General features: G+C 70.0%; 20 protein-coding genes. 11 read left to right on the plus strand and 9 right to left on the minus strand.

The features are described 5' to 3' along the window. Window positions 1-136 precede the first annotated feature (136 nt). The gene (locus PZB77_RS11115) at window positions 137-1,024 is read left to right on the plus strand and encodes a L,D-transpeptidase family protein (protein WP_275492414.1); all 888 of its coding nucleotides are present in this window, start codon (window positions 137-139) and stop codon (window positions 1,022-1,024) included. 320 nt (window positions 1,025-1,344) lie between these two features. Here PZB77_RS11115 and PZB77_RS11120 read toward each other — a convergent pair whose 3' ends face one another. From PZB77_RS11120 to PZB77_RS11140, 5 genes are all read right to left on the minus strand, one after another. After that, window positions 1,345-2,733: a hypothetical protein gene (locus tag PZB77_RS11120; protein WP_275492415.1), complete on the minus strand. Its 1,389-nt coding sequence runs from the start codon at window positions 2,731-2,733 to the stop codon at window positions 1,345-1,347. Next, entirely contained in the window at window positions 2,733-3,515 is a 783-nt protein-coding gene (locus PZB77_RS11125) for an RNA polymerase sigma factor (RefSeq protein ID WP_275496014.1), read from the minus strand. The genes PZB77_RS11120 and PZB77_RS11125 overlap by 1 nt, the downstream gene beginning before the upstream one ends. A 715-nt stretch (window positions 3,516-4,230) precedes the next feature. Further along, complete coding sequence (locus PZB77_RS11130) at window positions 4,231-4,674, minus strand: hypothetical protein (protein ID WP_275492416.1); 444 nt, start codon at window positions 4,672-4,674, stop codon at window positions 4,231-4,233. A 266-nt stretch (window positions 4,675-4,940) separates the two neighbouring features. Continuing rightward, window positions 4,941-5,501, minus strand: coding sequence for a hypothetical protein (locus PZB77_RS11135; protein ID WP_275492417.1), 561 nt, complete (start codon window positions 5,499-5,501; stop codon window positions 4,941-4,943). Continuing rightward, entirely contained in the window at window positions 5,501-11,245 is a 5,745-nt protein-coding gene (locus PZB77_RS11140; protein ID WP_275492418.1) for a DNRLRE domain-containing protein, read from the minus strand. The genes PZB77_RS11135 and PZB77_RS11140 overlap by 1 nt, the downstream gene beginning before the upstream one ends. Window positions 11,246-12,142: 897 nt before the next feature. Between PZB77_RS11140 and PZB77_RS11145 the strand changes: the two genes are divergently transcribed. After that, entirely contained in the window at window positions 12,143-12,463 is a 321-nt protein-coding gene (locus tag PZB77_RS11145) for a hypothetical protein (RefSeq protein WP_275492419.1), read from the plus strand. Between the two features lie 263 nt (window positions 12,464-12,726). Here PZB77_RS11145 and PZB77_RS11150 read toward each other — a convergent pair whose 3' ends face one another. Beyond that, a complete protein-coding gene (locus tag PZB77_RS11150; RefSeq protein WP_275492420.1) occupies window positions 12,727-13,074 on the minus strand; it encodes an STAS domain-containing protein in 348 nt (115 codons plus the stop codon). A gap of 435 nt (window positions 13,075-13,509) precedes the next feature. Between PZB77_RS11150 and PZB77_RS11155 the strand changes: the two genes are divergently transcribed. The 3 genes from PZB77_RS11155 to PZB77_RS11165 are packed head-to-tail and all read left to right on the plus strand — an operon-like array spanning window position 13,510 to window position 17,040. Then, window positions 13,510-14,751 carry a hypothetical protein gene (locus PZB77_RS11155; RefSeq protein WP_275492421.1) on the plus strand — a complete coding sequence of 414 codons (1,242 nt, stop codon included), beginning with the start codon at window positions 13,510-13,512 and terminating at the stop codon, window positions 14,749-14,751. After that, complete coding sequence (locus PZB77_RS11160; RefSeq protein WP_275492422.1) at window positions 14,748-16,313, plus strand: substrate-binding domain-containing protein; 1,566 nt, start codon at window positions 14,748-14,750, stop codon at window positions 16,311-16,313. Before PZB77_RS11155 ends, PZB77_RS11160 begins: the two co-directional genes overlap by 4 nt. Then, on the plus strand, window positions 16,300-17,040 hold the full coding sequence (locus tag PZB77_RS11165) for a hypothetical protein (protein WP_275492423.1): 741 nt from the start codon (window positions 16,300-16,302) through the stop codon (window positions 17,038-17,040). The genes PZB77_RS11160 and PZB77_RS11165 overlap by 14 nt, the downstream gene beginning before the upstream one ends. Window positions 17,041-17,171: 131 nt before the next feature. Here PZB77_RS11165 and PZB77_RS11170 read toward each other — a convergent pair whose 3' ends face one another. Continuing rightward, window positions 17,172-17,846, minus strand: coding sequence for a hypothetical protein (locus PZB77_RS11170; RefSeq protein WP_275492424.1), 675 nt, complete (start codon window positions 17,844-17,846; stop codon window positions 17,172-17,174). A gap of 367 nt (window positions 17,847-18,213) precedes the next feature. Next, complete coding sequence (locus PZB77_RS11175; protein WP_275492425.1) at window positions 18,214-19,848, minus strand: glycoside hydrolase family 20 protein; 1,635 nt, start codon at window positions 19,846-19,848, stop codon at window positions 18,214-18,216. A gap of 499 nt (window positions 19,849-20,347) precedes the next feature. On the opposite strand from PZB77_RS11175, the gene PZB77_RS11180 reads away from it, so the two are divergent. From PZB77_RS11180 to PZB77_RS11205, 6 genes are all read left to right on the plus strand, one after another. Beyond that, entirely contained in the window at window positions 20,348-20,962 is a 615-nt protein-coding gene (locus PZB77_RS11180; RefSeq protein WP_275492426.1) for a 2-oxo-4-hydroxy-4-carboxy-5-ureidoimidazoline decarboxylase, read from the plus strand. Window positions 20,963-21,096: 134 nt separating this feature from the next. Then, complete coding sequence (gene sdhC, locus PZB77_RS11185) at window positions 21,097-21,477, plus strand: succinate dehydrogenase, cytochrome b556 subunit (protein ID WP_275492427.1); 381 nt, start codon at window positions 21,097-21,099, stop codon at window positions 21,475-21,477. Between the two features lie 5 nt (window positions 21,478-21,482). Beyond that, window positions 21,483-21,959, plus strand: coding sequence for a succinate dehydrogenase hydrophobic membrane anchor subunit (locus PZB77_RS11190; protein WP_275492428.1), 477 nt, complete (start codon window positions 21,483-21,485; stop codon window positions 21,957-21,959). A 29-nt stretch (window positions 21,960-21,988) separates the two neighbouring features. Then, complete coding sequence (gene sdhA / locus PZB77_RS11195) at window positions 21,989-23,749, plus strand: succinate dehydrogenase flavoprotein subunit (protein ID WP_275492429.1); 1,761 nt, start codon at window positions 21,989-21,991, stop codon at window positions 23,747-23,749. Then, complete coding sequence (locus PZB77_RS11200; protein WP_275492430.1) at window positions 23,749-24,516, plus strand: succinate dehydrogenase iron-sulfur subunit; 768 nt, start codon at window positions 23,749-23,751, stop codon at window positions 24,514-24,516. The genes sdhA and PZB77_RS11200 overlap by 1 nt, the downstream gene beginning before the upstream one ends. Window positions 24,517-24,651: 135 nt before the next feature. After that, a complete protein-coding gene (locus tag PZB77_RS11205) occupies window positions 24,652-25,242 on the plus strand; it encodes a hypothetical protein (RefSeq protein WP_275492431.1) in 591 nt (196 codons plus the stop codon). Between the two features lie 18 nt (window positions 25,243-25,260). Here PZB77_RS11205 and PZB77_RS11210 read toward each other — a convergent pair whose 3' ends face one another. Beyond that, window positions 25,261-25,776, minus strand: a complete 516-nt coding sequence (locus PZB77_RS11210) for a MarR family transcriptional regulator (protein WP_275492432.1) — start codon at window positions 25,774-25,776, stop codon at window positions 25,261-25,263. Window positions 25,777-25,850: the final 74 nt, after the last annotated feature.

The raw sequence follows: 25,850 nt of genomic DNA on the forward strand, positions 1-25,850 counted from the left end.
GGCTCCGGCTCCGACAGCGACTCCGGCTCCGACACCGACAGCGGCGTGCGGGGCCGGGTCCGTGTCCACGCCCCCGCCCGCCCCTTCGGCATCGCTCCCTGCGGGGAGACGTGCCCGGCGCGTCCGGACGGCGGCCGTGACCGCCGCCCTCCTGCTCACCGGGGCGGCCCTGGCGACGGGGTGCAAGCCGGTGGAGGTGACGGGCGGGGCGAGCACGTCGCCCGTCCCCCGCGCGAGCGACCCCGCCGTTCCGCCGGCCGGCCCGCCCACCGGGACGACCCCCTCGGCTCCGGTGTCCCTGCCCGCCGACGACAAGCCGTCCGCACCCGCCGCGCCCGCCGCGACGACGGTGCGGCCTGCCCCGACCACACCGGCGCCCTCACCGTCCGCCGAGCCGCCGCTGATGACCGTCGGCTCGGAGGGGGCGCGGGTACGCGAACTCCAGGCCCGGCTGCGGCAGGCCGGGCTCTTCGCGCGCAACCCCACCGGCTACTACGGGAGCGTCACCGCCGAGGCGGTGGACTCCTTCCAGCGCAGGGGCGGCCTGCCGGCGACGGGGCACACGGACACCGTCACCTGGCAACGGCTGCTGGCCGCCACGCGCGCACCCACCGCCTCCGAACTCGATCCGCCGACCGCGCTTCCCGTGGCGGCCCCGGACCCGCGCTGCCTGACGGGACGGGTGCTCTGCATCAGCAAGGAGAGCCGGACCCTGGCGTGGATGATCGACGGCCGGGTGGTCTCGGTGATGGACGTGCGCTTCGGCTCGGAGTACACGCCGACGCGCGAGGGCGTCTTCTCCGTCTACTGGAAGTCCCGCCACCACGTCTCCACGCTGTACGGATCCCCGATGCCGTACGCGATGTTCTTCAGCGGCGGTCAGGCGGTGCACTACTCCGCCGACTTCGCCGCGCGTGGCTACGGCGGCGCGTCCCACGGCTGCGTCAACGTCCGCGACGAGAAGAAGGTCTCCGCGCTCTACGCGCAGGTGAAGGACGGCGACAAGGTCGTGATCTACCACTGAGACGGCTCGGGCCGCGGAGGGGGCGAGCATGCGGCGAGGAATGAGGGGCGCGGACGGGACCGGGGGAACGTGTCCCGCCCGCGCCATGCGCGGAGCCGAAGGTACGGGGGGAACCCCGGCTCGATGCGCCGCCGATGACCAGTCGGCTCACTCCCTACTGCGCCGCGGGTCCGGAAAACGTCACAGGTGACGGGCGGATGTGATCGGCCACACAGGGACAGGTCCGGCTAACGACCGACCAGATCCAGCCAACGGACCCCCGAACGGGGAGCCGGGGACCGGCTGCGGGGTATCCGGTCGAACCGCTGGGAGGACGGGTGTCACCCGGCACGCCGTGACCCGGGGAGCAGCCGGCCGGAGTCGGTGCCGGAGTCGGTGTCGGCCACCGGACGGACGACGGGAGCGGCCCTTGGCGGAGTCACGGCCACGATTGCGGACGGGGCGGCCTCCACCGGGCCGGCATCAGGGGCGGCGTCACGGCCGGCGTCACGGGTGGCGGACCGGACGGTGGACCGGCCGTCCCGCGGGGGAAACCGGCGGGAGAAGGCGGACGGTTCACCCCGCTCGTACGCGTCGGCGCCCTTCCCCCCTTTCCCGCCCTTGCCGTTCCCCGCGCCGGACACGCCGGCCCCGGACCCGCGGCGGTTCGCACCCCCGTCCGAGCCGCCCTCGGAACCCCCGTCGTAGCCGCCGCCCGCACCGGGGTTCGCGCCCTTGTCCTCCCGGCCCTCGTCATCCTCGTCGTCGGACCGTTCGGACCCGTCGGGGCCGGGGAAGCTGTTCGCCACGTGTGCGCAGAACTCCGCGACGCTCCGCTCGCCCCGGGCCAGTCGGTCCAGGCGCCGCCGCTCCCGGTCGTCCAGATCTCCGTCGCGGAAATCGCGGCAGTCCTCGACGACGACGGAGTACCAGTCGGTACCGGAGCCGTCGGGACCTTCGGGCGTGCCCCGGTCCGGCGAACCGTCGCCGTCGCCACCCGCACCCCCTTCCGTGGATCGCGGGATGCCGGTCGGGCCGCCGGTGCCCGGGCCCTCGGAGGCCCCGGAGCCGTGGCCGGTGGAGCCGCTGCCCCGGTCCCCGGACGTTTTGCCGGGGGTCGCCCCGGAGGTGTCGGGCGGGCCGTCGGTGGCAGTCGGCGCCTTCGGGGCGGAACCGTCCGGTGTGGCGGCCACGGAGACGGTGGTCGCCGGGCCGTGTTCCGTACCGCCGCCGAACGCACCGGTCAGCGCGCCGGTACCGGCCGCGACGGCGACCCCGCCGAGTGCGCAGCCCGCCAGCGACGCCGCCAGGCCGATGCGCACGGGGCGCCCGAACCGGGGCCGCCCCCGGCCGCGGTTCGGGGAGGGTGCCGCTCCGAGCCGTACCGGTTCGAGGATGCTCGTGTCCGGGGCCGTACCCGCGTCCGGGGACGTACCGGCGTCCGGGGCCGTACCGGCGTCCACCGTCGGGCCGAACGGCCTTCGGCCGGCCGGGCGGCGCCCCGCACCGGCGCCACCCCGTGTCGGCGCGGTCTGCCGGAACGCCGCCAACGCCGCTTCCTCCCCGGGCAGTTCCCTGCCGGGCGCGGTTCCCGGGCGGGCCGCGCCGAGCGTCTCGGCGAGGCTGCGGGCAGCGGAACGCGCCTGAGCGCCGGGGGGCACGACCGGTTCGCCGCGGAGCAACTTCTCCGCCGCGTCCCTGTCGAGCCACTCGTCCTGCTCGTCGGCCATCACATGTCCTTCTGCGTCCACGCCAGCGAATGCGTCACTCCTGGAGCCGCCACCGCGGGCGCCGCCGCACCACCCCGTCCGAGGCGCTGCGCGGGTACGGAGCCGAGTTCCGGCCCGGGTCCGCCCGGGCCCCGCACGTCCCGCCCTCCGGCGTCCGGCCCTCCCGCACCGCGCTCCGGCCCGTCGTTCCCCGGCCCTTCGGGGACCGTACCGGCCTGTTCCGCTTCCCGGTGCTCCCCGCCCAGCATCTCGGCGAGCCGCTTCAGCCCGCGGTGCGCGGCGGTACGTACGGCGCCGGGCCGCTTCCCCAGCGTCCGAGCGGCACTCTTCGCGTCGAGGCCGACGACCACCCGCAGCACGACCGCCTCGGCCTGGTCCTGCGGAAGCCGGGCGATCAGTGCCATGGCCCGGTCGGTGTCCATCGCCTCGATGGCCTCGCCGGCGGTGTCCGCGTGCGCCGGACGGCCCGTCAGTTCCGTCTCGTCACCACCGATCGCGGGCCGTCGGCTGCGCATGCGCAGGTGGTCCAGCGCACGGTTCCGAGCGATCGTCGCCGCCCATCCCCGGAACCGGTCGGCGTCACCACTGAACCGGCCCAGATCGCGGGCGATCTGGAACCACGCCTCGGACGCCACGTCCTCCCCGTCCGCATCCCCCACCATCGTGCGTATGTACCCCAACAGCCGTGGCTGCACGGCGCGGTACACAACGCGGAAGGCTTCCTCGCTCCCGCCCTGCGCCGCGAGCACCGCGGCGGTCAGCTCCGCGTCGTCCCCCAGCACCTTCAACCGCCCTGCTGTCCCGAATCGCGGCTGGTCACCGCCGCTGCGCCACCCTGCGCGGTCAGCACGCTACGTGCTCGGCGGGTGTCGCGTCCATGGCTTGTACAAGTCGCAACAAACCGTAGGTGTCGTGCCGGTGTGACAGAAAAGGCGGTCCCGGCGCTGTGTGGAGTACGGAGCCGCACCGCGACTCCGTGGAAGGCGACCGGGGCCTCTCCTGTGGGGGGTGGCGGCCCCGGTCGTCGTTCCATCCCCCCGCCCGCTCCGACCGGCGACGGGCCGGCCAGGTGCCGCCCGGCCGGCATTTCGCGTGACCAACGGGAAAACCATCACCCGCCCGGCCACGGTTCCGACCACGCCGCTGCGACCTCCGCGAAGCGCTCCAGTGCTGACTCCTCCGTTGCCGCGGTGCGGACGGGCTCGAAACGTCCGGCGATCGTGCGGCTCAGAGAGAACGCTGGATAGAGCGCCGGACGACAGCCTCGGACGCCCTGGACGTCCCTTCGACGGCCGACTCTCCGAGGCCCGCCGACGATCCCTGAGAATCCCCGTCGCACCGTTTGATGATTGGACCTTAAAAACGCTTCGGGCCCTGGGAGATCCCAGGGCCCGAAGCCACTATTGCATGGGCCGCCTACGAGCGGAGTTCTGTGAGGAGTCGCTCAGGACTGTCCCGAAATTACTGGCGGGTGCGCGACCAACTGCGGTACCGCCCTCAGGGGGAGGGAGAGACGCTTGCCGTGGCAGAAGCCCCCTTCTCCCCACAGAGCAGGGTGTAGGCCTCTCTCGCATATGCGCTCTTCGGATCCGTTCCGCATTCGAGGAGCCCGGCAATCGGCTCGTGCCACGTGGTGACGGTGCCATAGACGGGCTTCGGCGTCGAGCTGACGCATCCGTAAACGAAGCTTGCTTCCAAGACAGTGGCGCCGATCGCGGAGATGTAGTCCTTGTTACGGCCTTCGAGGTTGATGGACACGTCGCCTCCGGCGGCTTCGAGTGGCACGCTCTCACCTGGCCGGGCGAGCTCGCCCGCAGGCAGGCCAGATCTCTGCTCGAGCGACGCGAGAACAGTCTCCCCATCGACCTTCTCGGTGGACTGGACCCCCGCCTTGACAGACCTCACGGGGATGACGGAGAACTTGACGCGGGTGCCCTTCATGCTGCTTTTGGATCTCACCAGCTGAGAAGCCGCAACAAGAACTTGCTTCTGTTGGACTCTGCCCCAGTGGATGCTCTGCGTAGTGCACGACCAGGGGGAAGCTGAAGGGGCCGCTGTCGAGGCAGGCTTGGGTTGTGCCCCACGGCTTCCTTCCGCCTGGCAGGCCGCCAGACATATCAGAAGCGCGCAAGCCAGCCCAACCGTGACCGTGCGGGAAACTCTCTTCACAAGATTGCCCATCAGGTTGAATTTGTTTTCGATTCTCACTAGCATTCTCGCTTCGCGAGTATCGCCAGGCCGGACCCCGCCTTGCTTCCGCATTGATAGTTGCCGTCGTAGCGCGTTGTCCAGCTCTGCCCCTGCCTCTTTCCGACCACCGAGCACCTTGAGGAGCTGCATCCCCAGCGCTCTTGACGGCCGCTGGCTTTCCTGGTTCCGGAGTAGAAAACGTACCTCTTGTATTTAGGCACGGTATAGGAGGTGGTGATTGTTGTTGACTTTGTATGCTCACCGGAAGCCATGAGAGAAAGTCCGACTTCCGCTCCGAGCTTCGTCATGAAGTTGCCCATGCCGCCTGTCGCGTTGACGCTCAGAGTGACCTCGGCCTTTACCACGGTCTGCTTGGTCTTGGTGATCGTGATCGAAACATTTGTGGATCCATTGTTTTCGTACACAGACCTGTGGGTGATGACCCAGTTCACCTTTTTCCAGGCCCACTTGTTGTAATAGCTGGTCGCGTGCGCCGAAGGGGGGGAGATGAGAAGCATCGCCGCCATGATGGGCAGGACGACGGTGAGCCGCTGTCTCAGTCGTCTGAGCCGGGTCATCAGTACTCCGTTCCGAAGGGAAGGTTGATGGAATCGCGTGAGCTGTCCGCGAACGGGGAATCTTGTGAGCTGTCCGCCGACGGCGATTCGGTCACGCTGGTGGACCGTCGGCTGAGGTACCGCCCCAGTGAAGGCGCGTAGTTGCGCCCGTCCATGAGTGCCAGCCCGGCAAGCCGCCGATCGGCGGCTTGCGTGACACCCTGCCAGCCGTAGCGGCCCGTGCTGGCGGTCACACCGAACTCGTCGTAGGTGTGGGTGGTGACCTCGCCGGTGTCGGTGGTGAGCTCGACGGCGATGTTGCCCTGGATGTCGCTGAGCTGGAGACGGGTCGTGCTGGTGCTGCCGGTGCGGGCTAGCAGGTTTCCGTCCGGATCCGTGACGTAGCGGTTGGAGGTGGTCCCGTCGGTGTCCCAACTTGGGCCGTCGAGCAGACCGTTGTAATGACTGGTGCGGCTGGAGGTGGTGGTCCAGGTTCCGCTTGTGTTCGTGGCGAGCACGGCTGTGCCGGGACGCTGCTCCGCATCCAGGACCCAGGTTTCACGGTCTGTTCCGTGGGTGACCTGTAGCGGTGTGCCGTCGCTGTAGTAGTCGTGCTGCGTCCCGTCCGCTGTGGCGGTGGTGTTGCCGAAGGCGTCGGAGGAGTAGCCGCTGCTGCTGATCTGGTTCTGCGCGTTGATGGTGTACGCGACGGATGTGGTCGCGCTGCAGTCCGTGCTGGTGGCCAGAGCGGTGCGGTTGCCCGCGTTGTCCAGGGTGTATGCGCGGGTCTGGCACAGGGTGTCGCCGTCGGTGCTCTTCACCTTGATCAGGCGGTCGGCAGCGTCGTAGGTATAGGTGCTGCTTGTCGAGGTGCCTGCTGTCCGGCTATCGGTCGCGTAGGCGCCCGTGATGGTGCGGGCGACGATGTCCGCCATTTCGACGGTGCCGTTCGCGGCGCTGTAGAGGCGCTCGACCGCAGCGCCGGTCTGGTCGTACTCGATGGACAGAGTGCTGCCGTCGGGGAGCGTTTCGGCTTCCAGACGGTCTTCGGCCCCATGACTGAGTAGGAACTTCCCGGCGATGGAGTCGGTGACGGTGACGACGCGGTCACCGTCGCTCGTGGTGCCGTAGGCGTACGAGGTCGTCGCTCCGGTCGAGTCCGCGGTCCGAGTGACGCGGTCCAGGCCGTCGTAGGAGATGGCCGTGGTGTTGCCGCTGCCGTCCGTGTAGTTCGTGACGCGTCCTCGTACGTCGTAGCCGTACGAGGCGGTCTTGCCGTCCGAGGCCACGGTCCGCTTCAAGCCGGTGACCGTGTCGTAGGTGACGGTTCGTGAGGGAAGGGCCGTGCCGGTGTCCGCGGTGACCGTCGTCTGAAGGAGACGTCCGGCGCCGTCGTAGGCGTAGGTCGTGGCGCGGTTCTTGCCGCCCGAGGTGACGGTGACCGTGGCGCGGTTGCCCCAGCGGTCGTACGTGTAGGAGGTGACGGTCGTCGCAGTGCTGTCGCTGCTGGGGGCCGTCGTTTTGGTGCAGGTGAGGCCTGCCCATTCCGGGTGTCCGGCGCAGGCTCCCGAACCGCTGCCCGTCCACCTTGCGGTGGTGGTCACGGTCTTGCCGGCCGCACCCGAGCCCGGCCTGGAGACCGAGTTGATCTGACCGTCGGAGGCGTAGGCGTAGCCGGTGGCCAGCGCGAGTCCGGAGGGATCGGCGGTTTCCTTGGTCAGGTTGCCGGTCGTCCAGTCGTATGCGGAGGCTACGACCTTGCTGTCGGCAAGGGTGCCGTAGCCGTCGATCAGAGCACCTTCCGTTTTGGTGGTCACGAGATTGCCGGCTTCGGCTCCGGGGGGTCGGCCCTCGTCATAGGTGTACGTGACGCGTTTGCGTGCGGCGCGTACGTCACCCGCGGCGATGGATGCCTCGCCGGTGCTGGCGGTGAGATCGGACTGGACGGTGACCAGGTGCAGCGGGCCTGTCTCGGTCAGCAGGAGACCGGAGTCGGCGGCGTAGGTACGGGCGGTGGAGAGCTGCTGGGCCCGCAGGGCCGTGTTGCTCTCGTTCTGCAGGCCCAGGCGGGCAAGGGCGTCGTCCGCACTGGGCGCGCTGCCCAGGGCTAGTTCGCGGTTGGCGGCGGTGACCTCGTAGGTGGTGTCGCCGTTTCCGTTGTACTCCTGGGTGGTGATGTGTCCGCCCGGGGTGGCCTCGTTCACGGCATGTCCGAAGGCGTCCGAGTAGGAGATCGAAGCCGTGACGTAGGCGTCCTTGGACAGGTCGGCGCCGGAGTTGCTGGACACAGAGCCGGATGTGAACACAGCCGTCGCGTCGGTGGGCGCGGTCTGCTGCCCCCACCTGGCCACGTCGGAAACTGCCATCTGGTAGGGCGCGCCGCTACCGCTGAGCGGGACACCGTAGACGACTGTGGTGACCGCGTCCGGCTCGCCGAGGGTGGTGCCGGCGCGCTTGGCGGTCAGCAACATGCCCGGCCCTGAGGCGGCGCTGTTTCCGATCGATCCGTACGTGAAGGACCAGGGCTGCCGACCGGGGGCGGTGTAGGTGGCGATGCGGTCCGCACTGTCGTAGGTGTAAGTGGTCTTCAGTGCCGGGCTGATCCGGGGGTCCCACACCTGGCGCAGATGCCCGGAGCTGTCGTAGGCGTACGAGACCGCGGCGTTCGACGTCGCCGCGCCAGCGCCCGGGTTGGCGGCCCAGAGCCTGACCTGGCTGACACGGCCCGTGTAGTCGCCGAACGTGCTGGCGGTCGCGGTGGTCGAGTCCGCGTAGACGAACTCCAGCGCCCGGCACCCGACCTTGGTCAGGTTCGTGATGCAGTCCGCCGGATTGACCCCGGAAGCAGCAGTGACGGAGTACTTGGGCCGGGCCAGGATCTCGGTGCCCGAGATCACCGCCTGGGAGACGGAGACAGCGTCAGAGGTGCTGGTGTCTGCGACCGTGTCCAGCTTCCATGTGCCGACCGTGCCCGAGAGCCGGAACGTCGAGACGATGCCGGAGTCGTCGGCGAGAGTGAAGGTGGTGGCGTCTGTCGTGCCGGTCAGTGTGAGGCTGTTCTCTCCGCCGGAACTCCACGTTCCGTTGGTGCGGGTGAAGGAGATGGTGGTCTCCTGATCGAACCCTGTCAGCGTCACGGCCGAGTCGGAGTTCTTCGTGACGGTGGAGAAGCCGGCTGCCTGCACGTTGGCTCCGCTGCCCGCCGCCCAGCCAGGGCCGAAGGCGTCCACCAGGCTCGCATCGTCCTCTCCATCGCGCTCCGAGGTGCGAGAAACCGCTCGACGCAGGAGCTTCATGTCAAACGAGTCCGTATCGGTCTCCACGACGCTGTAGTTGCCGGTCAGCAGGTTGACCGAGCCCGGACCGATGTTTCGGGCGGGCCCGTAGCCGCCGGCCCGGTCCAGGCCTATGCTGCGGCCCGCCGTGTAGGCGCTGGTACTGCTGTTGGACAGCCGGGCGCGGATCTCCAGATCGGTGTCGACGTCGAGCGTTGCCGCCACGTCCCACGTCAGCTTGGCCGCGGCACCGTCGCTCATGGGCGCGGGCCAGGTGACCGAAGCGCCGCTGGACGCCGTGGTCACGTCAGAGGCGGGGATGAGCGTCCACTCGTCACCGGCGTCGGAGCGGTAGTACCACTGGATGCCGGCGTAGGTCTTCAGCCCCCTGGCCTCGAGAGTGACTCGGCGGGCTGTAGTGATCCCCTCCTGAGGTCCGGTGATGGCCGCGCCGTCCTCACCGACGCCGAAGGAGTAAGAGGTGGCGGTGGCGGAGATGTTTCCACCGGAGTCGACGGTCTTGACGTACAGGGTGTGCCAGCCTTCGGCAGGGGCGATGGACACCGTGAGCGCGTCGCCGCCGTTGCCGTTGGTGGTGTCCAGGACCCGCTTGGGCACACTGGCGTCGTCCAGACCCCAGTAGTAGCCCGCACCGTCGGCGGAGGCGGTGTCCAGGGTGCAGGTCACAGCCTCATCGGCCTTCGCCGTCCAACCGCTCTCGGCGTAGGTGTCACAACCAATGGTGGGGGCCGCTGGTTTGGCGACGTTCGGAACGAAGGTGGTGTAGCCCGACCAGGACCCGTAGTCCGTGCCGTCATAGCCGCGCACCCGGAAGCGCAGGTGGGCTCCGGCAACCGGCGAGGCGGTGGGGACGGTCAGCTTCGCGGTGCCGCCCGAGGCGACCGAGGCGGAGACGGCGGTGTAGGAGTAGGTGGCCTCGCCGGTATAGGCGGGGTCGTTGCTGATCTCGAACTGCCCCTTCACCGCCGAGCCGTCCGGATCGGTGACCTTCGCGGAGAGGGTCGGGGTGTAGGAGGTGATGTAGCGCTTGCCGCTGTAGGCGTTCACCGCCGAGGGGGAGATCGCCGATTCACTCGTTGCGGCATAGGAGTTGTAGGTCACCGTCAGGTGCGGCTCGCCGGCCACATCTCCTGAAGCGTAGTTCGCCGAACGGTACCGCCGCCACGTCGAGGAATCGGTTTCACTGGCGCCCGCGACCCTCAGCCCGTAGTTGGCCGAGCCGTCCGCCCAGGCCTGCACGATCGCATCGATGTCGAAGTTCACGGTGCCCGGCGGGCAAGCGGTGCTGTACCCGAGTGCCGCGGTGCTGGTGACCGCACCGGTCGTGGTGGTGGCGGGCTGAGCACCCCAGGTGATGGCCGAGGAATCCCACGCCCCGGTGATCCGTCGCACCTGGGTGCCCGCCCCCGAGGTCGAACAGGTCGAGGAGTAGGACGAGTACAGGGCAAGGTTCGTGTCGGTGATGTGCTTGCCCTTGAAGGCCGCGACATCGAACTTCAGATACGCGCGCGCGATGTCCGCCCCCGCGTCGTACGTCCCCGACTTGAGCTCCGTGGAGGAAACCTGGGAGTCCGTGTAGTCCGGGGTCTGGACCCAGGTGTCGGTGGTCACCGCCAGCGTCGACGTCGGGTCCACGGTCACCGGGTATGTCAGGTCCTGGTCGAAGTATTCAGCGTCCGGAGTCAGCACCAGGGACTGGGCGCCATCGGCGGCGGTCTCAACCTCGGTGGTGACCTTCGCCTGGTGATCAGACTCGCCCGAGGCGGCGTTCTTGCTGCTGTCCCACATCATCGGCGCCGGGGCCTCAGCCACCAGCTTGCCGTCACTGTCCTTCAGAAGCAGATGCCCCGAGTCCGCCTCCGAAAGCTTCAGGCCGTCCAGGTTCAGCGGAATGCGGTAAGAGAGGGCAGCGTTCGGCGCTTCGTCCAGAACGATGTTCTGCGAGAACCCCTGGGCCAGCGCAGTCACCGTCAGCGTCTGGTTTCCGCCCAGGTCGTACGAGGCGGTGTCGTCCTTCACCGTCGGGGTCGGCAACGTGGAGGACCAGCCAAGACCGAAACGGTCGTCCCCCGAGGCCACCGACGCCAGCTTCGTGTCACCGCCGTCGGAGACGGTGACGTCCGCCGCTGCCGCGGCTGGGGTCAGATGCGCGCCGGTGTCCGACAGCGAGGTGTCGATGTCCTTCCACGCCCCGCCCTGCTTCACTCGGATCGGCCCGGCATACGCCGCCGTCTGCAACTCACCTGAAGGCAACGCCCAGGTCGTGGAGTCCGCCGAGCGCTCCGACAGCACCTCGATCTTTCGGTCCTGGAGGCGCGCCATCAACAAGGCCGCCGCCACCGAGTCCGCCGATGTGGCGGTCTCCGTGGTGTCGGAGACCGCTGCGGTTTGCGCGTCGGCTGCGAAGGGCGCACCTACGCTGAGCGACAGCAGCGCCGTCTCCGCCACCAGCACGGATGCGACTGCCAACGCTGTTCTTCGGGGCCCTGAGCGAGACAGTGCGTCCCGCCCCCCTGAAGCCGGGAAGAACCTTCTCCCCTTGAGTCTCATGACAACTCCTGCGATCACCTGTCGGAGCCCTGCGCTCCGAAGTTAGGTGATCTTATGGAGAAGTATGTGAAGGAGATTTCACGCCAAGTTCACTTTCTCCACAAGGAGACCTTGATCATTGTCGATCGTCTTGACATCTGCGCCCGAGAGCAACTCGAATCCGTTCTCGCGTAGGCAGGAAGGTATGACGACCGCCCGATGCGACCCCGTTCTGGGTGGATTGCGCGGCGAGTGGTCTACATCCGGGTTGCGCCGGGGCCCGCCCCGGAGATGTGAGGAATGTGATCATGCTGTGACCGGCGGGTTCATCCCACTTCACGCCCGGGACAACCGGGTTGGACGCTTCGGCCACGATGGATTTCGCAATGCGGACCTCGCTGCTGCTCTTCAAGTGAGCGTTTCGTTCTCCGATGTCCGTTTCGTTTGCTCGATCTGTCGTGCCAGTTGGGAGCGGTCTCGTGGGTGAGGCGGCGGGTCGTGGGTTTGACGGCGACCAGTTGGAACAATGGCGGCTGATTGGGGGGGTGCATTCCGTAATCGCGGGCCAGGCGGCGGTGTTGCATGAGCCGACCGAGGGCGCGTTCGAAGACCCGTCGGCGTGGTTGGACGTTCAAGCGCCTCTGGTAGCGGGGTCGCACAGGACGCTCCCGAGGCCGATGCGAAGTCGGGTTACGTGTCCACGGCTTTGTTCTCGCAACCCCTGTCGGTCCAGGCTTTGCTGATCGTCGGATCGAGTGCGGCGACTTTGGTCACGGACCGTGGGGCGGCCGCGGAATCGTGGACGCTCGTGGCGGTGACGGCGAGGAGGAGCCCGGGGTGTCGATCAGGAGCACGGTTACGGAGGCTTTGATGCTCTGGCTGTCGATCAGGCAGGCACTGGGTCGGCTCGCGGCCTTCGACTTTGCGGACCTTGCGGCAGAGAAGGTTGGCGAGCTGGTGAAAGACCCGACAGCTTCCCAGCGGGCCGAAGTAGGCCTCACCCGCGCGGCTTCGCCGCTCGACTGTGGCGCGCTCTGCCGGGGAAAGCGGATGGACGAGATGCCGAGGACGAGCAGTTCCAGGCCCTGGCTGTCAGGCATGTCGGCACCGGCGACCCCCGATGACAGTCGCAGTCCGTCCTGGTCGGTGACCGGATGAACCTATGATCCCAACATGCCGCGGTAAGTCGGATTCGGTCCGGTCAGAAGCTCTCCTTCCCGGCCCGGACACTGACGGATTCGATCGCGCACCGCGACCGGTCCAGCTCGCCTTGGGCGCCGGGTTCGTCCATGACCGCACGGTGGTGCCGTGCCCAGACCCGATCCGCGCTCCATCGGGCGAACCGCAAGTAGACCGGTTGCCAGGCCGGGTCGAACACCGGCGGGAGCCGCCCTCGCCTCCGGTCCCTAGCCCGCCGGTCCCTACGCCTCCGGGGCGTGCCCGGTCCGGGACGTCGCCGCGATGGCGTCTTCGAGATCGGGGTGCAGGTGGAGCACCGTGTCGGTCCCCGTGATGGCGAAGAGCCGGCGCAGGGGCACGGAGAGCGCGGCGATGCGCAGGTGGGCGCGCTGGTGCGTGGCGAGCATCAGCTGGAGGAACGTCGAGTCACCGAAGGTGATGTCGCCGGCGTCCAGGATGAGGCCGCCGTGGGAGGCGATGGCTTCTTCGATCTGCCTCTCCAGGGGCTCAAGCGTGTCCTCGTCGATCTCACCGTGCGGCGCGAGCACCGGCAGGGGAGCTCCACCAGCGGAAGCGCCAAGTGTTGTCATAGGGCAAATATTACCCGGGCCCGTGCCGTGGCGATCGGCGGCCCAGGGAGCCTGTCGGCCGGACTTCGCACGGGCCCGGTCGGCCGTGCGCGCGCACGGAGGGTGCGAGCGCGATCACGGAAAGCCCCGGCGCGAGAGCTTCCCGTGACCCCGTGTGGTGCGCCGCTCACGGACGCGACGCCACGTCATCCCCCCGCCCGGTCACCGACTCTGACGGGTGCACAGAATCGCGGGGACCGCGGGCTGCGGGGCTCGTAGGAACCGGACGGGCCCGACCGGCCCGCCACCCACCGTCACCGTGTCCCGCCGTTCGCCGCAGATCCTCCCTTTCCGTTCAACTTCCGTTCCTCGCAACGTTGTTCGGGGTACACCGCTGTCACCGACAATCCTGGCCCGGGCTCACGGGGGAGACCGGCGTCATGAAGGGAAACGCAGGTGCCTGCGAACAGACCCGTCACCGAAGAGCCGACGCTGGAGGTCACCAGACCCTCGCGCCGGGGCCTGCGCAGGACGCTGGCCGCGGCGCTGCCCGTTCCGGTCGTGGGGCTGGCCCTGCTCGTGGCCTCCGGGAACCTGCTGCTGCCGATGCGGCACGTGGTCACCATAGAGGCGAAAATGGCCTCGAAGAGGGACTTCTTCCAGGACCCGGTGGTCGAGCGGTTGCTGATGAAGCACGGCTTCCGCGTGCACATCACCAACATGGGTTCGCGCGAGATCGCCCAGCAGGACTACGGGGGGTACGACGTCGTCTTCCCCTCCGGTCAGCCGGCCGCCGACCTGATCAGCCGGGAGCGCGCCCGGGCGAACCACCCGGCGCTGCTGTACCGCCCGTTCGTCAGCCCCATCGTGCTGGCGACCTACCGCCAGTACGCCGAGGTGCTCACCGCGGAAGGCGTGGCGCAGAGCCTGCCAGGCTCGAGCGGCCGGCCGATGTACTACACCCTCGACATGCGACGGTTCCTGGATCTCGCCCACGGCAGGCGGAACGGTGTCCGGCGCGAGCGCGCCGACGGCTACCGCTGGGACGAGATCGACCGCGGCGACCGTGTCCACAACGGCAACAAGATCCTCGCTCAGACCTCGGACATCTGCGAGTCCAACTCCGCCGGCACCTACCTCGGCCTGGTGGCCTTCGTCGAGCACGGGAACGACGCACCGGACAGCGGGGCCGAGGCCGAACAACTCGCCCGGAAGATCAAGCCGCTCCTCGTCGAACAGGGCCTGCCGTCCTCCGAACGGGCCGAAACGTATCTCTCCCCCGACGGGCAGAGCATCGCCCCCGTCACGGTGATCTACGAGCACCAGTTCCTCGCCCACCAGATCGGTTACGCGGCCGAGAAGGGCGCGACCGACGACAGTCGGGTCCTGCTCTACCCGTCCACCCGCTTCGTCACCGAACCGCAGCTCGTCGCGCTGACCGACGACGGCGCCCGGCTCGGCGAACTGGTCAGCGAGGACGGTGAACTCCAGCGCCGCGCCGTGGAACTGGGCTTCCGGCCGCGCAACTCCGCGCCGGGCGCGACCAGCGACGCGCTCACCCGGTTTCTCACCGGGCACGGGATCCCGGTGCCCACCACCTCCTCCGACGACACCCGGGCGATCCTGCCCACGCTGCCCCTGCTGGAGAAGATGATCGAGATCGTCGGGGACTGCCCCGCCCGGACGGAGACGCCGTGAGGCGCGGCGCGGGACTCCTGGCACTCTGCCTGACCCTCGTCGCCACCCTGCTGACCGCCTGCTCCGACGGCGAGGGCGAGGAGACGGTGCGGCTGCGCGTGCTCGCCAGTCCCGATCTCGCCGTACTGACTCCCCTGCTGGGTGATCTGCTGGAGGAGACCGGTGTCGACCTGCGCCTGGACACCCGGGCCGACGCCGAGACACGCACCCCGGACCCCGACAGGCATGACCTCGCGTGGCTCTCCTCCGACCGCTATCTGCGGCTCACCGACACGACCGCGATCCGGGGGGTGCAGCGCACTTCCACGATGCTCTCCCCCGTCGTCGTCGGGCTGCGGCCGGACGTGGCGCGAAAGCTCCGCGCCCGGGTACCCGGTGGCCGCCTCACCTGGGCGGACATCGCGGACGCCGCCGCCACCGGCACCGTCCGGTTCGGCATGGCCGACCCGCACCACGCCGGCAGCGGGCTCGCCGCCCTGGTCGGGGTCGCCACCGCGGCGGCCGGTACGGGAGCCGCGCTGCGCCCCGAGGACGTCTCCTGCGACCGGCTGCGCGGCTTCCGCTCGGGCCAGACCCTCACCGCCGACACCGGACCCGCCCTCGTCGAGTCCTACGCCGGTCACCAGGACGGGGCCGACGCCCTCATCACGTACGAGTCCGATCTGCTCGCCCTCAACGCCACCGGCCGCCTCGACGACCCTCTGGAGGTGGTCCGCCCCGAGGACGGCATGGTGCTGGCGGACTTCCCGCTGCTCCTGCTCAACCCGGCCCGCCGCGCCGCGTACGACAAGGTCGTGCGGTGGCTGCGGCGCGACTCGGTGCAGCGGCGGATCATGCGGCAGACGCTGCGCCGCCCCGTGAACACGACCGTCACCCGGGACGCGCCGCTGCGCGAACCGCTCGGCAACGCGCTCTTCTACCCCGACCGGCCCGCCGTGGTGGAGGCCCTGTTGGCGGATTACGGCGACCCCGACCGGCGCACCGCGAGCCAGGTGGTCTTCCTGCTCGACTTCTCCGGTTCGATGCGCGGCGCCCGGATGGCCGCACTGCGGGAGGCCTTCGCCGGGCTCAGCGGCGCCGACTCGTCCGCCTCCGGCAAGTTCACCCGCTTCTACCGGGGCGAGCGGCTGACCGTCGTCCGGTTCGGTGGCCGGGTGCTGGAGGAGAGGACCGTCACCGTCACCGGGCCGCAGGACCTGACGTCCCTCGCCGGCACGGTCGCCCGGGGCGGATACGGCGACGCCACCGCCGTCTGGTCCGCCCTCGACCGCGGCTACCGCACCGCCGCCCGTGAACTGGCCGCCGATCCCGACCGCTCCGTCTCGATCGTCCTGATGACGGACGGCGAGAACAACGCGGGCCTGTCCTATGCGGAGTTCGTACGCCGCCACCAGGCGTTGCCCGCCTCCGTGCGCGCCGCCGTCCCCACCTACCCCGTCCACTTCGGCGAGGCCGACGCGGGAGAACTGCGACGCGCGGCGCAGCGGACGGGCGGGCGGATGGTGGAGGCGGCCGGCTCGTCCCTTTCCGAGTCCTTCAAGGAGATCCGTGGTTGTCACTGACGCCCTGTGGTGGAGCCTGTGGTGGCCGTGGATGACGGTCTGGCTGGCGACCGCCGCCGGCACGCTGGTGCTCGCGGTGGTCCTGGTGCGCCATGCCCGGGAGCGGCGCCGGCACATGCGGCGCTGGCAGTCGACGTACAGCATCTGCCTCTACCTCGACGAGTCGGCGGTGATGGACCTGTACGAGCTCGGCAACTACCGGTCCGCGCTGGAGGAGGCTGTCGAGCTGCGGACGAAGGTCGACACCAGCATCGGCTTCTGGAGCCGGGTGCTGACGCGGTTCCGGCTGAAGCGGGACGTCAGCCAGGAGACGTTCCGCAAGTTCGTGCGCAAGGACAAGCCGATCAACGTGGTCGGCGTGGTCATGGACGCCTTCGACCGGGCCGACGTCATCGTCCACGCCGATCTGACCGATCTGACGGTCGTCCCGAACCGGAACCTCGCGGAGAACCTGGCCGACGGCGGTGTGGTGACCCTGAGCCGCATCGGTGAGTTCGTCTCGGTCAAGGGCGAGTTCACCGCCGTACCGGGCGTCGCGGAGGGGTTCGTCCTGCGGGCCGGGTACGGCACCCGGCGACCCCCGGTCCACATGCGCGTCGTGGCGCCCGGCAACGCCCGCCGGTCGATCCCGGCCGGCACGTTCACCGCCCGCTGCCTTGGCAAGATGACCGGCTGGCGCGAGGACACCGGCGAGGTGACGCTGGAGGCGATCGCGATCTTCTGGTGAGCGGGGGGAGGCCGCCCTCCGGCGGGGCCGCCGGCCACCGGGCGGGACGGGTGCGCGAGGACGGCCGGGCCGGGGGCGCAGAATCTCACGACCACCGCCGGCCGGTCCCGCGGGCGCTCACCGGACACCGCTCACGCCTGGTGGCGCGCCCGCCGCGACATCACCGCGCGCAGCACCCGGCGTCCCTCCGTCGAGTGGTCGAGCGCCCGGCGCAGTCCCGCGCCGCTGCCGGGTGAGCCGGCGCTCTCGGCGAGGATCTCCAGCAGCTCGCTCTGGCGGCGCAGTTCGCCCGCGACGAGCGGGCCCGCGTCGGCCTCGGCCCCGGCGGAGCCGATCCGCAGCAGCTCCAGCGCCTCCAGGGAGGCGGGCGGTGAGGCGTCGCCCTCCGCCGCCCCACTCGCGTCCGGAAGGTCCGCCGCGTCCACTCCGGCGGGCCGGTCGGCGTCGCGGTGGATCTCCAGGGAGAGCAGCGAGCAGGCATCGGCCCAGACGCGCAGGGGCCCGGCCTCGAAGGTCTCCGGGGCAGCGTCCAGCACCGCGCGGATGCGTGCGAGCGGTTCGGCGGCCTCCCGCGCACCGGGTTCACCGGCCGGGGCGGCCGGGGTGTCCAGGGCCGCGACGGTCTCGCGCGCGGCGGCGAGGCGGGCGGCCCAGGCGGTGCCGTCCTCGCAGCTCGCCCAGAGCGGGCGCAGGGGTTCCGGCCCCTCGCCCTCCGGGGCCGGGGGGAGACAGCGGTCGAGGCAGGCGAGGCCGCTCGCGGCCAGTGCGCGCGCGTCGGCGCGAGCGATGAGGTCCCACAGGTTCATGACGTACCCCCCAGGTCTTCTTTGTCGCGTACAGCGCCGCGTGGCGCGAATACGTCACCGCACGCAGGCAGGGAACGCGTGCCGGGGCGCCGCCGGAGCGCCCCACCGGCCACAACAATCCCAGAAATCACGAAAAATGACTCCGGCCCGGCGTAATTTTTGCCGACGGAACCCGACCCCACCCGTGACCTCCGCAGCCGCAGTTCTGTTCCGGGCCGTCCGGGCCGCGCGGGGATGGCTTGATTCCGCCCGTGTCCCTCACCCATGTCCCCGCCCTCCGGTCGCCGCACCGCCTCCGGTCGTCGCACCGCCTCCGGTCACCGCTCCCGGCCCGCCGGAGCCGGGAGCGTCCTCGTCCCACAGCCCTTCACTTCCGCCCGTCGATCTCCGATGCCAGGGTCCGGAACTCCGCCCAGCTCAGCCCCGGGGTGCCCGGCACCCAGAGCTTCTGCGCGGTGGCCCGCAGCGGCATCCGGATGCCCTCGGCCACCTGCGCCTGTGTCTGGGCGTTCGGGAAGTCGCCCCAGACCGCGAACCGGCCGCCCAGGATCTGGCCGGAGTACCGCGCCGGTACGGGCCGGGTGCCGCGCAGCACCAGCGGGGTCCACTGCTCGTAGATCCGTTCCCCGGTCGGGTAGACGAAGGTGTTCGGCTGGCCGAGCACGTAGTAGAGGAACTCGTCGTTGAGGTTCACCACCGGCCGGCCTTCGCTCAGGTACGCCTCCGGTTCGCGGGCGCCGATCTCCTTGCCCGTCCAGTACTCGATCTCGATCCGCTTGTCCGCCTGTACGGTGCCGCCGCTGAAGAGGCCGTCGTTCCACGCCTTCGCGGTCTTCCCCTTCGGGCGGACCACGGCGGCGCGGTCGTTGAGCCAGCCGGTGGCGAGGTCCTCGATGGTGGCGCCGTCGCCGTACTTCTGCCGGGCGGCGGTGAGCAGGTGCGGGTACGAGGCGTCGGGGTCCGGGACCGTGAGGGCCTGGTACTCGTCGGCGCCCAGGTGCCAGAACGATCCGGGGAAGAGGCCGGTGAACTCGTCGAGCAGCTCGTCGATCAGCTTCGCCGCACCCGGTTTCGAGAGGTCGAGGGACCCCTTCGACGCCGTCCCCGCGACGCTGCGGAGCTGGAGGTCGGGGTGGGCGGCGAGCACCGCGCCGAGGTGTCCGGGCGAGTCGATCTCGGGGACGACTTCGATGTGCAGACTCTTCGCCAGGGCGAGGATCCGCTTCACCTCGGCCTGGCTGAGGTGGTCCGGAGCGACGATCTCGGGGTGCGAGCGGGACTCGATGCGGAACGCCTGGTCGTCGGAGAAGTGCAGCCCGAACTGGTTCATCTTGAGGTCGGCCATATCGCGGAGCCGGTTCTCCATCCACTCCACGCTGTACGGCTTGCGCGCGATGTCCAGGTTGAGCCCGCGCTGCGGCCGGTCCGGGCGGTCGTTGACGACGCCCTCCGGGAAGGAGCCGTCGGCGGCGACCGACTGTTTGAGGGTGCGGGTGCCCCAGAAGACGCCGGCCTCGTCGGGTCCGCTGATGGTGACCCGGCCGTCCCGGGCGGTGAGGGTGTACGACTCGGCGCCGCTCTTCGCCCCCTTGTCCAGGGAGAGTTCCACGTCACCCGTACGGGGGGCCGTCTCGCCCCGGTAGCGCAGCTTCAGCTCCCGGGCGAGCAGCCGGGCCTCGTCGGCGAGGGCCCCGCTGCCGTCCGCGACGACCACCCCGCCCGAGGAGGCGGGCTTCCAGCCCGGGCCACGGGCGGCGGTGTGCTCGCGGACGGCCGGGATGGTGCGGGGCGCCCGGGAGAGGGGGTAGTCGCGGGTGGGCGACGGGGAGGGGGAGTCGGCCTCCGTCGACGTCCCCGCGGGCGACGGGGATATGGACGGTGACGGCGAGGCGGTGTCACCGCCCGACTCGGAGCCGCCGTTTCCCGAGCCGCAGGAGACGAGGGTGAGCGCGGCGGCGGTGAGCGCCGCTCCGGCGGCGAGGGCACCGCGTGAGGGGAACATGGGGTGGGAACCTCCGGGGCGTGGGGGCGGGGAGGAGGGGTCGATGAGCGAAGGCGCACCCCGCAGGGTGACGCGGGAAGGGCGGCGAAGACGGGAAGCCGACCCTGTCTTCCCCCGAACGAGCGATCCGGTGACCGGACACGCCGTCAGTCAAACGTGGGGAAACTCTTTCGTTCGAGTGGTTTGCTGGGTTCCGCCGGACGGGTGTCGTCTGCTCTCGCTACCGTTGCGGCACATACACCTCTCCCTTCACTTTCGTCCTCCGTGCAACCTCGCTGCCTTCCGAACCCCTCTCCAGGGTCACCGATGTCATTCGTCCGAGGAGTCCACGCTGTCCAGGTCCAGCGAGCCCACCGCCGGCCTGCCGGAGCAGACGCGGCCGACCGGCCGGGCGGCCGCGCCCGTCCACGACCGCGCCCCCGTCCCGGCGCCGCCGCACCCGGCCCCGGCCGACGCCCCGGTCCGGGACCACGGCTCCGGCCCCGTCGACGGTGACGCGGTGGGGCGCGGCGCCGACGGGCTCGCCCGGTTCAACGCGGCTCCGTTCGCCGTGGCGGAGGCCGCCCTGCTGGAGTGCTGCGGCAGCGTCCGCTGGGCGCACCGCATGGCCTCCCACCGCCCGTATCCCGATCTCGACTCCCTGCTCGCCGCCTCCGACGAGGCGGGTTACGACCTGTCTCCCACGGATGTCGCGGAGGCGCTCGCCGGCGAGGCGGCCCCCGCGCTCCACGAGGACGCGCCCCGCGCGGCGCATCTGGCGCTGCGCGCGGCGCACGCGGCGTACGTCAGCCGCTTCGGCCACGCCTTCGTGATCTGCCTCGACGGCCACCGGCCCTCCCGGCAGGTGGACCAGGTGCTTGCCGGCATCAGGGCCCGGCTCTCCCACGACCCGGACGAGGAGCGCTCGCTCACGGCGGAGGAGATGCGGCGCCTCGCCCGGGGACGCATCGTCGAGCTGGTGACCGCGCCTGCCCCCGACGCCCGGCCGCACCCGCACCCCGGCGCCCCGGCGCCCCTCTCCCCCGGCACTCCACGTGCCCCGCACCCGCGTCCGGGCACCGCGCCGGGGTCCGGCGCCCCTAGTCCGTCCGTGGCTGATCGATTGCCTCTTTGATCACAGCGAGGGCCCCGGCGCCAACGAACCGACAAAGCGTCGCTACCATGGCCGGGGCCGGTGGACCGTACCCGGCCGGGTCAGACCGACAGTCAAGCCGGCCGACCCCGATCCCCGCTCCCGGAGGGTTTTCCGTGCCGGCTGGAACGCTGTACCGCGGCCGGGAAGGCATGTGGTCCTGGGTGGCTCATCGAGTCACCGGTGTCCTCATTTTCTTCTTCCTGTTCGTACACGTCCTGGACACCGCTCTCGTCCGTGTCTCCCCCGAGGCGTACGACGATGTCGTGGCCACCTACAAGACCCCGATCGTGGCTCTCCTCGAGTACGGCCTGGTCGCCGCCATCCTCTTCCACGCGCTGAACGGTCTGCGGATCGTGGCCGTGGACTTCTGGTCCAAGGGCCCGCGCTTCCAGAAGCAGATGCTCTGGACCGTGCTGGGCATCTGGATCGTGCTGATGGTGGGGGCCCTGTACCCCGTCCTCGGTCACGCCGTACGTGAACTCTTCGGGAGCTGAGGCCCATGTCGACCGAGACCTCTTCCGCGATCGGTGACGTCGAAGGCGTGAGCCTGTACGACGTCGACCACCCGGCCCCGGTGATCGAGCCCCCGCGCAAGCGGACGGGCAAGTCGCCGAAGTCGACGCGCGGCAACTTCGAGATGTACGCCTGGCTCTTCATGCGCCTGTCGGGCATCGTGCTGGTCGTCCTGGTCATCGGCCACCTGCTGATCCAGCTGGTGCTCGACGGCGGTGTCTCCAAGATCGGCTTCGCCTTCGTGGCGGGCCGCTGGGCCTCGCCGTTCTGGCAGATGTGGGACCTGGCGATGCTCTGGCTCGCCATGCTCCACGGCGCCAACGGCCTCCGTACGGTCATCAACGACTACGCCGAGCGGGCGAACGCCCGCTTCTGGCTCAAGATGCTCCTGTACACCGCCACGGTCTTCACCGTCCTGCTGGGCACGCTGGTGATCTTCACCTTCGACCCGAACATCCGCTAGGCACCGGGCCAGAGGGACCAGAGGAAATCATGCAGATCCACAAGTACGACACCGTCATCGTCGGTGCGGGCGGCGCCGGTATGCGCGCGGCCATCGAGTCGACGAAGCGCAGCCGCACCGCGGTGCTGACGAAGCTCTACCCCACCCGCTCCCACACGGGCGCGGCGCAGGGCGGCATGGCCGCCGCGCTGGCGAACGTGGAGGAGGACAACTGGGAGTGGCACACCTTCGACACGATCAAGGGCGGCGACTACCTGGTCGACCAGGACGCCGCCGAGATCCTGGCGAAGGAGGCCATCGACGCCGTCCTCGACCTGGAGAAGATGGGCCTGCCGTTCAACCGCACGCCCGAGGGCCGTATCGACCAGCGCCGCTTCGGCGGGCACACCCGCAGCCACGGTGAGGCCCCCGTCCGCCGGTCCTGCTACGCCTCGGACCGTACGGGCCACATGATCCTCCAGACGCTGTACCAGAACTGCGTCAAGGAGGGTGTGGAGTTCTTCAACGAGTTCTACGTCCTGGACCTCCTGCTCCAGGAGGACCCCGAGACCGGTGTGAAGAAGTCCGCCGGTGTCGTCGCGTACGAGCTGGCCACCGGCGAGATCCACGTCTTCCAGGCGAAGGCGATCATCTTCGCCTCCGGTGGTACGGGCAAGTTCTTCAAGGTGACGTCGAACGCGCACACCCTGACCGGTGACGGCCAGGCCGCCGCGTGGCGCCGCGGGCTGCCGCTGGAGGACATGGAGTTCTTCCAGTTCCACCCGACGGGCATCTGGCGCATGGGCATCCTGCTGACGGAGGGCGCCCGCGGTGAGGGCGGCATCCTCCGCAACAAGGACGGCGAGCGCTTCATGGAGAAGTACGCGCCGGTCATGAAGGACCTGGCCTCCCGCGACGTCGTGTCCCGCTCCATCTACACGGAGATCCGTGAGGGCCGCGGCTGCGGTCCCGAGGGCGACCACGTCTACCTCGACCTCACGCACCTCCCGCCGGAGCAGCTGGACGCGAAGCTCCCGGACATCACGGAGTTCGCGCGCACCTACCTCGGCATCGAGCCCTACACGGACCCGATCCCGATCCAGCCGACCGCGCACTACGCCATGGGCGGCATCCCGACCAACGTCATGGGCGAGGTGCTCGCGGACAACACCACCGTCGTCCCGGGCCTCTACGCCGCCGGCGAGGTCGCCTGCGTGTCCGTGCACGGTGCCAACCGCCTCGGCACCAACTCGCTGCTCGACATCAACGTCTTCGGACGCCGGTCGGGCATCGCCGCCGCCGAGTACTCCGCGGAGAACGACTTCGTCGAGCTCCCCGAGAACCCGGCGCAGATGGTCGTCGACCAGGTCGAGCGCCTGCGCAACTCCACGGGCACCGAGCGGGTCCACGCGATCCGCCTGGAGCTCCAGGAGTGCATGGACGCCAACGTGATGGTGTTCCGCACCGAGCAGACGATCAAGACGGCGGTCGACAAGATCGCCGAGCTGCGCAAGCGGTACCGAGACGTGTCCATCCAGGACAAGGGCAAGCGGTTCAACACGGACCTGCTGGAGGCCGTCGAGCTGGGCAACCTGCTCGAACTGGCCGAGGTCATGGCGACGTCCGCGCTGGCCCGCAAGGAGTCCCGCGGCGGTCACTACCGCGAGGACTTCCCGAACCGCGACGACGTCAACTTCATGCGCCACACCATGGCGTACCGCGAGGTCGCGGCCGACGGCACCGAGTCGATCCGGCTCGACTACAAGCCGGTCGTCCAGACCCGCTACCAGCCGATGGAGCGTAAGTACTGATGGCTACCCCGACCCTGGAGAAGACGAGCGCCCCCGAGCCGGGCTTCGCCGACTCCCCGTACATCACGGCCACGATCCGGATCCGCCGCTTCAACCCGGAGGTCTCCGACGCCGCGGTCTGGCAGGACTTCCAGATCGAGATCGACCCGAAGGAGCGTGTGCTCGACGCCCTCCACAAGATCAAGTGGGAGCTGGACGGCACCCTGACGTTCCGCCGTTCCTGCGCGCACGGCATCTGCGGTTCCGACGCGATGCGGATCAACGGCAAGAACAGGCTCGCCTGCAAGACGCTGATCAAGGACATCAACCCGGAGAAGCCGATCACGGTCGAGGCCATAAAGGGCCTCACGGTCCTCAAGGACCTCGTGGTCGACATGGACCCGTTCTTCCAGGCGTACCGCGACGTCATGCCCTTCCTCGTCACCAAGGGGAACGAGCCGACCCGCGAGCGCCTGCAGTCCGCCGAGGACCGCGAGCGCTTCGACGACACCACCAAGTGCATCCTCTGCGCCGCGTGCACGTCCTCGTGCCCGGTGTTCTGGAACGACGGCCAGTACTTCGGCCCGGCGGCGATCGTCAACGCGCACCGCTTCATCTTCGACTCGCGCGACGAGGCCGGTGAGCAGCGGCTGGAGATCCTCAACGACCGTGACGGCGTGTGGCGTTGCCGTACGACGTTCAACTGCACGGACGCCTGCCCGCGTGGCATCGAGGTCACCAAGGCCATCCAGGAAGTGAAGCGCGCGCTGATCACGCGTCGCTTCTGATCCCGGCCGGCTCCGACGGGAGGCCCCGTCCACCGCACGCGAACGCGGCGGTGGACGGGGCCTCCTGCTGCGTCCTGGGGGCCGGAACGGTACGGTCGTGTGCGCAGTACCGGACGAGTGGAAACGGGGAACGTGGTGAGCGAGCCGAATCCGTACGCGGATGATGCGTACAAGTGGGGTCCGCCCCAGCAGCCGGGCAACCCGCCCACGGTGGCGGACGGTCAGGGGTACGGCTACCCGGCGGGCGGTACGCCGGCGTACGGCTATCCGCAGCCGCTGCCCGACTCGGCGACCCAGCCGGGTCCGGGGTACGGCTACCCGGGGCCAGGGCAGCAGCCGGCGCAGGGCGGCAACTTCCCTGTTCCGCAGCAGGGTCACGGCGGTGCGCCGATGCTGAGCATCGGCGACATCACCGTCATGAACGACTCGGTCGTCACACCGTCCGGGACGATGCCCCTCAAGGGCGCGGTGTGGACGGCGACGGACATGTCACGCACCGAGGAGAAGATCCCGACGGTGGCGATCGTGCTGGCGATCGTCTTCGCGCTGCTCTGCCTGGTCGGTCTGCTCTTCCTCCTGATGAAGGAGAAGAAGACGACGGGCTTCGTGCAGGTCACGGTGACGAGCGGCGGCCGTCACCACGCGACGATGATCCCGGCCCGGGACGCGAACACCTTCCCGATGGTCATGGCGCAGGTCAACTCCGCGCGGTCGATGAGCGTCTGAGCTCCCGTCGCGTCCGGGTCAGGCGCAGGGGGCGTCCGGTTCCGGGCCGCTCTCGGCGGCCAGCAGGACGCGTCGCAGCAGGGAGTTGAGGTGGACGCGCTCCTCGGCGTCCAGCACGCCGATGAGCCGGGTCTCCTCGTGGCCGAGGTGGTCCATGGTGCCCATCCAGGTGGCCCGGCCGGCCGGGGTGAGTTCGACGACGACCCGGCGCCGGTCGGTGGTGGAGGGGGTGCGGCGCACGTAACCGCGTCCTTCCAGCACGTCGAGGCGCCCGGTGACGGAGGCGGGCGCCAGGTCGAGCGCGGCTGCCAGTTCGGACGGGGCGGCGACGCCGCCGCGCCCGGCCAGCTCGTGGAGGGTCTCGAACTCCGGTCGGTCCAGGTCGGCGTGGGCGAGCGACTGCTGCCGCACCCGGCGCAGGTGGGCGGTGAGTTTCTGCATCCGGGTCACCGCGCCCTCGACGTCGGGGTCGAGTCCGGGAAGTACCGGCTTCCACCGCTCTATGTGACGGTCGACCCGGTCGTGTGGCTGCATGGCGGAATCGTACGCCCGCCGGGGCGCACGCCGGGCGCCTACCGTGCCCGCGAACTCTTCTATTTCGGTGGCGA

The organism is Streptomyces sp. AM 2-1-1, assembly GCF_029167645.1.
In the GTDB taxonomy this organism is placed as follows: Bacteria; Actinomycetota; Actinomycetes; order Streptomycetales; family Streptomycetaceae; genus Streptomyces.

Bases quoted from the DNA above. Each gene is read 5' to 3' on its own strand.
- PZB77_RS11150 (WP_275492420.1), bottom strand. From the start codon at position 13,074: ATGACAACACTTGGCGCTTCCGCTGGTGGAGCTCCCCTGCCGGTGCTC.
- PZB77_RS11130 (WP_275492416.1), bottom strand. From the start codon at position 4,674: ATGAAGGGCACCCGCGTCAAGTTCTCCGTCATCCCCGTGAGGTCTGTC.
- PZB77_RS11170 (WP_275492424.1), bottom strand. From the start codon at position 17,846: ATGAACCTGTGGGACCTCATCGCTCGCGCCGACGCGCGCGCACTGGCC.
- PZB77_RS11135 (WP_275492417.1), bottom strand. From the start codon at position 5,501: ATGACCCGGCTCAGACGACTGAGACAGCGGCTCACCGTCGTCCTGCCC.
- PZB77_RS11190 (WP_275492428.1), top strand. From the start codon at position 21,483: ATGTCGACCGAGACCTCTTCCGCGATCGGTGACGTCGAAGGCGTGAGC.
- PZB77_RS11210 (WP_275492432.1), bottom strand. From the start codon at position 25,776: ATGCAGCCACACGACCGGGTCGACCGTCACATAGAGCGGTGGAAGCCG.
- PZB77_RS11200 (WP_275492430.1), top strand. From the start codon at position 23,749: ATGGCTACCCCGACCCTGGAGAAGACGAGCGCCCCCGAGCCGGGCTTC.
- PZB77_RS11120 (WP_275492415.1), bottom strand. From the start codon at position 2,733: ATGGCCGACGAGCAGGACGAGTGGCTCGACAGGGACGCGGCGGAGAAG.
- sdhA (WP_275492429.1), top strand. From the start codon at position 21,989: ATGCAGATCCACAAGTACGACACCGTCATCGTCGGTGCGGGCGGCGCC.
- PZB77_RS11175 (WP_275492425.1), bottom strand. From the start codon at position 19,848: ATGTTCCCCTCACGCGGTGCCCTCGCCGCCGGAGCGGCGCTCACCGCC.